General features: G+C 61.8%; 10 protein-coding genes. 1 reads left to right on the top strand and 9 read right to left on the bottom strand.

What is annotated here, in order from left to right; all coding sequences use genetic code 11:
- Positions 1-38: 38 nt before the first annotated feature.
- Positions 39-1,034 carry a ubiquinol oxidase subunit II gene (gene cyoA, locus RV1423_RS02790; protein ID WP_034292863.1) on the bottom strand — a complete coding sequence of 332 codons (996 nt, stop codon included), beginning with the start codon at positions 1,032-1,034 and terminating at the stop codon, positions 39-41.
- Positions 1,035-1,206: 172 nt separating this feature from the next.
- On the opposite strand from cyoA, the gene RV1423_RS02785 reads away from it, so the two are divergent.
- The gene (locus tag RV1423_RS02785) at positions 1,207-2,553 is read left to right on the top strand and encodes an MFS transporter (RefSeq protein ID WP_034293137.1); all 1,347 of its coding nucleotides are present in this window, start codon (positions 1,207-1,209) and stop codon (positions 2,551-2,553) included.
- Positions 2,554-2,629: 76 nt separating this feature from the next.
- Here RV1423_RS02785 and RV1423_RS02780 read toward each other — a convergent pair whose 3' ends face one another.
- From RV1423_RS02780 to RV1423_RS02745, 8 genes are read right to left on the bottom strand one after another with little or no spacing between them, the layout of a single operon-like run.
- A complete protein-coding gene (locus RV1423_RS02780; protein WP_034292861.1) occupies positions 2,630-3,997 on the bottom strand; it encodes an LLM class flavin-dependent oxidoreductase in 1,368 nt (455 codons plus the stop codon).
- Positions 3,994-4,917, bottom strand: coding sequence for a TauD/TfdA family dioxygenase (locus RV1423_RS02775; protein ID WP_034292859.1), 924 nt, complete (start codon positions 4,915-4,917; stop codon positions 3,994-3,996). The genes RV1423_RS02780 and RV1423_RS02775 overlap by 4 nt, the downstream gene beginning before the upstream one ends.
- 35 nt (positions 4,918-4,952) lie before the next feature.
- Entirely contained in the window at positions 4,953-5,537 is a 585-nt protein-coding gene (locus RV1423_RS02770) for a cytochrome c (RefSeq protein ID WP_034292857.1), read from the bottom strand.
- Positions 5,524-6,762: a sulfite dehydrogenase gene (soxC, locus tag RV1423_RS02765; protein WP_034292855.1), complete on the bottom strand. Its 1,239-nt coding sequence runs from the start codon at positions 6,760-6,762 to the stop codon at positions 5,524-5,526. The genes RV1423_RS02770 and soxC overlap by 14 nt, the downstream gene beginning before the upstream one ends.
- A 53-nt stretch (positions 6,763-6,815) precedes the next feature.
- Positions 6,816-7,649, bottom strand: coding sequence for an ABC transporter ATP-binding protein (locus RV1423_RS02760; RefSeq protein ID WP_034292853.1), 834 nt, complete (start codon positions 7,647-7,649; stop codon positions 6,816-6,818).
- An 11-nt stretch (positions 7,650-7,660) separates the two neighbouring features.
- Positions 7,661-8,458 (bottom strand): ABC transporter permease, encoded by a 798-nt coding sequence (locus RV1423_RS02755; protein ID WP_034292851.1) that lies wholly within the window; start codon positions 8,456-8,458, stop codon positions 7,661-7,663.
- 11 nt (positions 8,459-8,469) lie between these two features.
- Complete coding sequence (locus RV1423_RS02750; protein WP_034292849.1) at positions 8,470-9,312, bottom strand: ABC transporter permease; 843 nt, start codon at positions 9,310-9,312, stop codon at positions 8,470-8,472.
- Between the two features lie 3 nt (positions 9,313-9,315).
- Complete coding sequence (locus RV1423_RS02745; RefSeq protein ID WP_034292847.1) at positions 9,316-10,404, bottom strand: ABC transporter substrate-binding protein; 1,089 nt, start codon at positions 10,402-10,404, stop codon at positions 9,316-9,318.
- Positions 10,405-10,526: the final 122 nt, after the last annotated feature.

The following is a 10,526-nucleotide window of genomic DNA, read 5'->3' as shown; positions in this document are numbered from 1 at the left end:
CCGCTTGCATCGCTGCTGCCGGCAGTTCTTTCGATTGATTATTCATGGTGGTGCTGGCCGCCGGCCTGGGCGACTTCCTGGGGCGCGTCTTTGGCTGCGCCCTCTTTTGCGCCCGTGGCTTCATCCTTGACGTTCTTGTCGGTCATCATCTGCTTGTCCATGCAGACCTGGCCTTCGGCGACGCAACGGTTCAGGATCGCGTGGAACAGCGTGCCGTCGACGGCGTTGAAGTGCTGCACCGGGTCCTTGATGCTCGGCTTTTCCAGCGCCAGGTATTCGGTGCGCTTGAGGGCGCCGCCGCCGGATTTGACCTTCTTGACCCAGGCGTCGAAGTCTTCATTGCTCACGCCATGGAACTTGAAGCGCATGTCCGAGAAACCGGCGCCGCTGTAGTTGGCCGAGAAGCCTTCGAATTCGCCCGGCTTGTTGATGACGGCATTGAGCTTGGTCTGCATGCCCGGCATCGCGTAAATCTGCCCTGCCAGCGCGGGGATATAAAACGAATTCATCACCGTGGAAGCAGTAATCTTGAACTCGATGGGTACATCGACCGGCGCGGCCATTTCATTGACCGTGGCGATGCCCTGCTCCGGATAGATGAACAGCCATTTCCAGTCCAGCGCGACGACTTCGACGGTCAACGGCTTGACGTTTTCAGGAATGGGACGCTGCGCGTCGAGGCGCGACAGCTTGCGGTACGGGTCCAGCGTATGGGTGCTGATCCAGGTCAGCAGGCCGAGCGCGATGATGATCAGCAGCGGCACGCCCCAGATCACGAGTTCGAGCTGGGTCGAATGGTCCCAGTCGGGTTCGTAGCGCGCGGCGGTATTGTTCTTGCGATAGCGCCAGGCAAAAAGGATCGTCAACGCAATCACCGGGACGATGATCAGCAACATCAGGATGGTCGAAATGACGATGAGCCGGCCTTGCTGGTTGGCGATGTCTCCCGAAGGATTCAGGACAACCGTGTTGCAACCAGCCAACAAAATTGCAGCCAGGAAAACGAGTCCGCGGCGAATGAGGTGTGAAAACATGCAGGGAAAGTCCAGTCGGAGCTAGCAAATCATGCTAATGTACACTTACCGTTAAGCATTGGCGATTGGACAATTTGTCCCACCCTGATGTCGGGACAACAACAAAAATCGGCAATGCCTGCGCGGAACGTAGCGGCGTCACAGACCGAATCAAGAAAGAGAGACAATGATCATGGCCAGCACTCATATTCATCACCCTGAACTTCCTGGTAAATTTTCCGGAAATACGCCTGTCGGTGGTTCTGATAATGCCAAATCTGATCATCCGGCGATTGCGCCAGGCGATATTGCAATCGGCGTGGTCATCGGAAGGGCTTCAGAATACTTCGATTTCTTCGTGTATGCCATAGCCTCGGTGTTGGTTTTTCCCACAATCTTCTTTCCATTTGAACAACGCCTCGAAGGCACGCTCTATGCCTTCACCATCTTTTCCTTTGCCTTCCTCGCGCGGCCGTTCGGCACCGTCCTCTTCATGGCAATCCAGAAGAAGCTCGGGCGCGAAGTCAAACTGACGCTGGCCCTTTTCCTGCTGGGTCTGTCCACGGCGGGCATTGCCTTCCTGCCAACCTATGATCACCTCGGCTTCACCGCCATCGTCCTGCTGGCCGTCCTGCGCATCGGCCAGGGACTGGCGCTGGGCGGATCCTGGGACGGCCTGCCGTCGCTGCTCGCGCTGAACGTGCCCAAGAACAAGCGCGGCTGGTACGCCATGCTGGGTCAGTTGGGCGCGCCGGTCGGCTTTATCGTCGCCGGGCTGGTTTTCGCCTATCTGATCGGCAATCTGAGCAATGAGGACTTCCTCGACTGGGGCTGGCGCTATCCGTTCTATGTGGCATTCGCCATCAACGTCGTGGCGCTGTTCGCCCGTCTGCGCCTGGTTGCCTCGGAAGAGTATTCGAGCCTGCTGGAAGAGCGCGAACTGGAACCGACCGGCGTCATCGAGATCACCCGTACCCAGGGACGCAACCTGATCATCGGCGCCCTCGCCGCGCTGGCCAGCTATGCGCTGTTCCATCTGGTGTCGGTGTTCCCGCTGTCGTGGATTTCACTGTATTCGATGCGCTCGATGAGCGACTTCCTGATGGTGCAGGTGTTCGGCGCCGTGCTGATGATGGTCGGCATCGTGCTGTCCGGCCCGATCGCCGATCGCTTCGGCCGCCGCACCACGCTAGGCGCCCTGGCGGTGATGATCGCAGTGCTGAGCGGCTTCGTGCCGACCTTGATGAACGGCGGCGATACCGGCCAGGACACCTTCATCCTGATCGGCTTCGCCTTGCTCGGCCTGTCGTACGGCCAGGCTGCCGGTGCAGTGACGGCCAACTTCCCGAGCAAATACCGCTACACCGGCGCGGCGCTCACTTCCGATCTGGCCTGGCTGGTCGGCGCAGGTTTTGCGCCGCTGGTGGCGTTGGGCCTGTCGGCGCATTTCGGCCTGGCGTATGTCAGCATTTACCTGCTGTCGGGCGCGGTCTGCTCGCTGGCGGCGCTGAGCGTCAATCGCGCGCTGGACATTCGCTGATCCTGCAGGCATCAATGAGAACGGCCTGGCTGCGTATGCATGCCAGGCCGTTTTTCTTTGCTTCCCGGGAATCTGCTTACGCCACCCGGTCGAACACGTCGCCACCCTGCCGGTAGATCTTGTGCGCCGGCCGCGCCAGTCCGAGATTTTCGCGCAAGGTCCTACCCTCATACTCGGTGCGGAACAAACCGCGTCGGCGCAACTCTGGAAGCACCAGTTCGACGAAATCATCCAGTCCGCCCGGCAAGGTCGGCGGCATGATGTTGAAACCGTCGGCGCCGCCGTGGAGGAACCAGTCCTCCAGACGGTCGACGATGCTTTCCGGGGTGCCGTAGATCGACCAGTGTCCGCGCGCCGTCGCCACCCGTAAATACAGTTGGCGGATGCTGAGGTTCTCGCGCCGCGCCAACGCCGTCACCAACTGGAAGCGGCTCTTGGTGCCGTTCGGCTCCTGCAGGTTGTCCGGCAAGGGACCGTCGAGCGGATAGCCGGACAAGTCCACGCCGCCCAGATGCTGCTGCAGCAGCGACAAGCCGACGGCCGGGTGGATCAGCGATTGCAGTTCTTCGAATTTCTCCTGCGCCTCGCTCTCGCTGCGGCCGACCACCGGGAACACGCCCGGCATGATCTTCAGTTCGTCCGGATGGCGCCCGTATTTGTCCAGGCGCGACTTCAGGCCGCTGTAAAAACGCTGTGCGTCCTGCAGCGACTGCTGGGCGGTAAAAATGACTTCCGCCGTGCGCGCCGCCAACTCCTGCCCCGGCTCCGAAGAACCGGCCTGCACCACCACCGGATGTCCCTGCACCGGCCGCGCCACGTTAAGCGGACCGCGCACCGAGAAATGCTTACCCTTGTGATGGATGGCATGCAGCTTGCTGCTGTCGAAATGCACACCCTCGGCCTGGTCGAAACGGAAGGCGTCATCCTCCCAGCTATCCCACAAGCCGCGCACCACATCGACGAACTCTTCGGCGCGCTCGTAGCGTGCGCCATGCTCCGGATGCTTGTCCAGGTTGAAGTTATGCGCTTCCGACTCCGACCACGACGTCACCACGTTCCAACCGGCACGGCCGTTGCTCAGATGGTCGAGCGAAGCAAACTTGCGCGCCACATGATAGGGCTCGTTATAGGTGGTCGAGACGGTTGCCACCAGTCCGATATATTCGGTTGCCTGCGACAGCGCCGACAGCAAGGTCAGGGGCTCAAAAGTCGCGGCGCGCGAAGTCAGGTGCAGAGTTTCGGCATCGTGCGAACGAATCGCCACGCCGTCGGCCAGGAACAAGGCGTCGAACTTGGCGCGCTCGGCGGTCTGCGCAATCTGCCTGTAATGCGCGATATTCTGTCCGGCGTCGGGTTGCGAGCGCGGATGGCGCCAGCCGGCGACATGATGCCCGGTGGCCTGCACGAAGGCGCCCAGCTTCAGTTGTTTCTTCGGGCCGCTCATGACGCCACCGCCACGCTGGAAATGGCCGCAGTCGTGCGCACCTTGTCTTGTACATTGCGCGATACGCTGCGACGTCCGTCGACGCCGACCGGCACGTCGCCCGCAATCGTCACGCGCCGCACCACGCGGTGCTGGTCGCCGTAGTCATTGATCGCATAATGCTGGGTAGCGCGATTGTCCCAGATCGCGATGTCGCCGACGGACCAGCGCCAACGCACGGTGTTTTCGAGACGCGTGACATAACTCCCGAGCAGTTGCAGCAAATGATCGGAATCGCCGGTCGGGTAACCGAGCAGCTTCTTCACGAAATGTCCCAGCACCAGCGTGCGCTCGCCGGTCTCCGGATGCACGCGCACCACCGGATGCTCGGTTTCATAGATGGTCGAGGTGAAGATTTCGCGATAGCGCTTCAAGCCTGCATCGTCGACATTGAAACGCGCGGCGTAATCGTAGTCGTTGGTGTGCAGCGCCCGCAGGCTGTCGGCCAGTTGGCGCAAGGCCGGCGGTAAGTCGAGATACGCTTGCGCCGTATTGGCCCAGACGGTGTCGCCGCCCGCCTGCGGGATCACCACCGCGCGCAGGATCGACGCCTGCGGATACGCCAGGTCGAAGGTGACGTCGGTATGCCACGAATTGGCGCGTCCGCCGTGCACCGAATCCAGCTCCAGCAGATAGTCGGTGCCGTCGCGCACCGGCACTGTCGGATGCGCCACCAGTTCGCCCCACAGCTTCCCGAAGGCTTCCTGGCCAGAATCGTCGAGGTGCTGCTGCCCCCGGAAAAACAAAACCTTGTACTTCAGCAGCGCCTGGCGGATGGCGCGGAACGTCTCCCGGCCGAGGTCGCCGGACAGGCGCACGTCGCGGATTTCAGCGCCGATGCGGCCGGCGACGGGATGCAGATCGAGCAATGCTTCGGACATCTTGTTCTCCTTCACGAAAATGACTGGTTGGGGGTTTAAGGCTTGCGTCGTACGGGAATGCCGCAATTCCTCTGACAGGCGACGTTGCTGGTGTCCGGACGGCCATCGCCGATGAAGCCGTCGCGATTAGGCATGCGTACCTTGGGCAGCGAGCGCGCATCGAACACAGCGTCTGCGGCGACGATGCCGTTCAGGTGCAGAAGATAGGCGGTCACCGCATACACCTCGTCCGGCGTCAGGCTCTGCGGTGCGTTGTACGGCATCGCGCGGTTGATGAAATCGAATACCGTGGTAGCGTACGGCCAGAAACTGCCGATGGTCTTGACCGGATTGGACGATGCCAGCGTGCCCTTGCCGCCCACCAACTGGTCGGCCGGCTTGCCCTCGCCTTTGGCGCCGTGGCAGGCGGCGCATTGCTGCGCATAGACGGTCTTGCCGCTTTCCACGCTGCCGCTGCCGGCGGGCAAGCCCGCGCCGTCGGCGGCAACGTCGATATTCCATGCCGCCAGATCGCGCTCGCTTGCCGCATGACCGACGCCATAGACCTGGGCTTGCACCTGCATGCTGAACAGCAGTGCAAGCGCAAACGCAGTGAGGGACGATGCGCTACACCTGGACATTGGTGATGACTCCGTCGCTCGCCACTTTCCAGCTCTGGATGGCATTGAAGTGATAGTTGGATTCGAAGCCGCGCGCCGCAACCAGTTGTGCGCCGCTCGGCTGCACAAAACCGCTCGTGTCCAGCGCCCGGCTTTGCAGCACGGCCGGCGCACCGTCCCATCGCCACGGCAGCCGGAAGCGCGTCAGTGCACGATCCAGCACTGGCTCCTGCAGACGCGCCTCGCGCCAGTTGCGACCTCCGTCAGTCGATACGTCGACACGCTTGATGCGTCCGCGCCCTGTCCAGGCCAGGCCGGAAATTTCGTAGAAGCCGCTTTCCTTCAAACGATGATCGGGCGCCGGGAAGGTAATCACCGATTTCGTCTCCATCAGAAAGGTGAATTGGCGCGCCGTGCCGTCCGGCAGCGAATCGGTGTACTTCGACGTTTCCTCGCGCGACATGAACGGTTCGCGTCCCACCTTGAGGCGGCGCAGCCATTTGACGCTCATGTTGCCCTCAAAACCGGGCAGAAGCAGCCGCAGCGGATACCCATGCTCGGGCCGCAGGTGTTCACCGTTCTGCGCATATACCAGCAAGGCGTCGTCAAACGCCTTGCCGATCGGGATGCTGCGCGTCATGCCCGCCGAATCGGCTCCTTCAGCCAGTATCCATGCCCCTTCCGGCTTGACGCCGACTTCTTCCAGGACGGTCGCCAGCGGCACGCCAGTCCATTCGCAGCACGACAGCAAGCCGTGGCTGAATTGCAACGAGGCCGTTCCCGGGCCTTTCCATTCACGCCCGGTGTTGCCCGAACATTCGAGAAAATGGATGCGCGATACCGACGGCAGGCGCACCAGGTCGTTCATCGTGAAAATGACCGGACGTTCCACGAGGCCATGCACCGCCAGGCGATGCTGTTCCGGATCGATTTGCGGAATGCCGGCATGATGGCGCTCGAACACCAGCCCGGTCGGCGTAATGATGCCGTGCAGGTCCTGCAGCGGCGTCATCGACGAATTCGCGCCCGGTAACGGCGCAGGGCCGCGCGAACGGCGCACCACGTTTTTTTCGAACGGCGACGGTTCGCCATAGGGATGCCACAGGACCGGCTCGCCCGGCGTCTTGCTCCACGGCGCGACCACCAACGGTTCGGCGCGCGCGCCGGCGGCCAGGCTCGCTCCCAATATGGCGCCGCCGCGCAGGAAGCGCCTGCGCCCGGCTGTCTGATTCAGTTTGCTGCTCATTCGTATTTGTCTCGTTGCGTTGTGCTTATGTTTACTGCGCGGCGTGATTCGCCTCAGATGGCGAACCGCCATTGGCGCGGCTCCTCCGGCTCTGCCGCATCGCTGCGCAGAGGCGGTTCCGCGAGGCTGGCGCTGTCGCCGGAAAACTCCCGCAACACCTGCTGTTTGACCTCGGCAAAACCAACTGCTGCACGTTCCCGCGGATGCGCCAGGCTCACCGGCACGATGCGGCGGATGCGTCCCGGGCGCGGCTCCATCACCACTACTTTGTCGCCGAGATAAATCGCTTCTTCGACATCATGCGTCACCAGGATCATCGTGATGCCTTCCGCCTGCCAGATGCGATGCAGCTCCTGCTGCAGGTAAGCGCGCGTCAATGCGTCGAGCGCACCGAACGGTTCGTCCAGCAGCAGGATTTCCGGCCTGCTGACCAGCGCGCGCGCAATCGCCACGCGTTGCGCCATGCCGCCGGACAATTGATGCGGATAGGATTTTTCAAATCCTTCAAGACCGACCAACGCAATGTGCTCTCGCACCGCCGACCGTTTTTGTCCCGGCGTCAGGTCGGCGTTGAGCAGGCCGAGCTGGATATTGTTCTCCACCGTCAGCCACGGAAACAGCCGGTGCTCCTGAAACACGATGCCGCGCCGCAGGCTGGTGCCGACGATGCGTTGCCCGTCCAGCAGGACTTGTCCCTGATAGTCTTCCTCAAGTCCGACGATCAGGCGCAGCAAGGTCGACTTGCCGCAGCCGCTGGAGCCGACGATGCTGACGAACTCGCCCGGCGCGATCGTCAGCGTGACGTCTTCGAGGACCGCCAGATCGCCGTCCTTGACGGGATAGGATTTGCTCAGATGTTGGATATCCAGCGTACCGGCTTGCGACATACTTCCCCCCTCTAAAATTGCGCCACCGACCGGCCGCGCCACGCCAACAGCCGGCGCTCGATCCGCGCCGCCAGCCAGTTCAGTGTAAAGCCGACGAAACCGACCACGATCACGCCGAAAATCACCAGATCCATCATGAACAACTCGCGGCCGTCGATCATGGTGTTGCCGATGCCCTTGCCCGACACCAGCAGGTATTCCGCGCCCAGCGTCGCCAGCCACGCATAGATCAGGGCCAGGTGGATGCCGGCCAGGATCGACGGCGATGCCGCCGGCAGGATCAGCTTGAACAGCCACTGGCGGCGATTGAATTTCAATACGCGCGCCGCTTCGATCAGCTCGCCGGGAACGCTGCGTATGCCTTCAAAAGTATTCAGCACCACCGGAAAGAACGCCGCCAGCGACAGGAAAGCCACCTTGGCCGCATCACCCAGGCCGAACCAGACCGACAGCAAGGGAATCCAGGCGAACAGCGATATCTGCTTGAGCGTATGGAAGGTCGGGCCGATCATGCGCTCGAACAGCCGCGACAAACCGAAGGCAATGCCGAACGCCAGTCCGGCGCCGACGCCGATTGCGAAACCGATCAGGTCGCGCCGCAGGCTTGCTTCCAGCGCCACGCGCAATTCGCCGCTGCGGAACTGCTCGACGGCGGTTTCCCATACCTTGCCCACCGGCACCAGCAGCGGCGAGTCGGACCAGTGAAAATGCACCGCCAGCCACCACGACAGCAGCAGCACGGCGGGCAGAATCCAGCCGCGCAGGAATTTGGGAACGGGATGTTTGTCCTGATAGTCGGATCGCGCCATCGCCCGTCCTTTCAGAATCCGCTGCGGCGCCAGCCGAGCAGGATGATTTCGATATGCGCCAGCACCCGATCGAGCGTGTAGCCGACCGCGCCGACCACCACCACCGCGGCCATGACCACATCAAGCTGGAACAATTGGCGGCCGAACACGATCATGTAGCCCAGCCCTTCCGACGACGCCAGCAACTCGACCACCACCAGCGCCAGCCAGGCGTGCGTGAAGCCGTAGCGCACGCCGTTCCAGATCGGCGGCAGCGCGGCGGGAAAAATCACGCGCGTCAGCAATTGCCAGCGCGAGAACTTCAGCACCTTCGCCACGTCGACGTAACGCGCCGGCACGTTCTCGATTCCTTTGTACGTGTTGAGCGCGATCGGCACCAGCGCCGCCTTGGAAATCAGGATGACTTTGAGCGCTTCGTCGATGCCGACCAGCAGCATCAGCAAAGGCAGCCAGCCGAGCACCGGCACCTGGCTGAAAGCTTTGAACAAGGGATAGACATAATCCTTGAACACCGGCGACAGTCCCATCGCCACCCCCAGCAGCAAACCGCCCGCCAATCCCACGCCGAAGCCCAACAGCACGCGCAGCAGGCTGATCCTGAGGTTGTCGAACATCTCTCCCGATGCCGCCAGGTCAATGAACGTCAGCAGCACCGCTTGCGGCGACGGCAGCACTTGCGGCGCCACCCATTCAAACCGGGCGGCGACGTACCACAACAACAAGAGGAACAAGGGAAACGGCAAGGCCAGCCAGCGCGGCGACCATTTGCCGAACCGGCGCGCAAACGAAGAACCCGTCCCGGGGGCCGGCGTTGCGCCCGGCGGGATTTGCAATGCGGCTGGCTGCACGCTCATCGCTCAGGTCCCCAGTATCTTGCCGTTGGCCTGGAAAATCGGCCAGTAGTTTTCCAGACGCAGATCCCTGAGCGCCGCCTTCAGATAACTCTGGTCGATCCACTGATCGACATCGAATTTTGCGCGGCTCAGTTTGAAGCGGTAGGCCTGCTCCACCGAATCCTTGTAACGCGCAATCAGGAAGGGATCGAAATTGGGATTGATGCGCACCCGCAGCGGCTCGCCGTCGTAGTCTTCCCTCCAATGTTCGTAGGGAGTACCGGCCTTGGCCCACAAACGCAGCACTTCTTCGCGATTGACTTCGTCGGACGCCCATTTGGACGTCTTCACAAACGTCTTGACCACGCGCGCGGCGACTTCCGGATATTTCTGCGCGAACTCTTCAGTCACCAGCACATGCGATTGCGTCGTGAAGATCGGCGAACCGCCCTTGCTGCTGTAGACGATGCGCGCGGCATTCTTGTCGCGCAAGCGCAGCAGGTTGATGTTGCCGAAAGCGGCGTCGATGTCCTTGGTGCTCAGCGCAGCCAGCGTTGTGGCCTGGTCGAGATTGATGGCGCGCAAGTCCTTCTCGTGCAGGCCGTTTGCTTCCAGCACACGATTGATCGGCAACTGGGCATTGGTGCCCTTGAAGATGGCGACGCGCTTGCCGCGCAGATCCTTGACCGATTGGATCGGCGAATCAGGCGGCACCGCCAGATAGATGTTGGAGCGCACGCCGGTGGCGAGCACCAGTTTGGTTTTAAGACCGGCCGACTTGGCCACGATGGCAGGCAGGTCGCCCTGGAAGGCGAAATCCAGTTGCCTGTTGGTGAGCGCTTCATTAACCGCCGGACCGGCGCCCTTGAAGAAGAACCACTCGACCTTGATGCCGTCCGCCTTGAACTCTTCCTCGACCCAGCCTTTGGCATTGGCCACGGCGGCTGAACTGCCGGAAAATACCGGCGGATTGCCGATGCCCGGCTGCGCCACGCCGATGCGAATGGTTGCCGGCTGGTTTGCCGCGCGCGCTTGCAGACCCAGCAAAGCCGCACCTGCGCCGACGCCGCTTGCGGCCAGATGCCTGAGCACAGTTCTGCGATCCAAGCTCATGAGTTTCCCTTTCCGTATCCATATCGATGCACATCACCGCGATGGCGAAAATGCTGCGATCAAGTATAGGTAAGGGGAAACCGGCGACAAACGAATGAATTCGTATGTCCTTATGCGAAAGT

It is taken from the genome of Herbaspirillum sp. RV1423 (assembly GCF_000577615.1).
Lineage (GTDB): Bacteria > Pseudomonadota > Gammaproteobacteria > Burkholderiales > Burkholderiaceae_D > Herbaspirillum.
The sequence above is the reverse complement of the archived record's forward strand: the minus strand, read 5'-3'. Positions and strand labels throughout refer to the sequence as shown.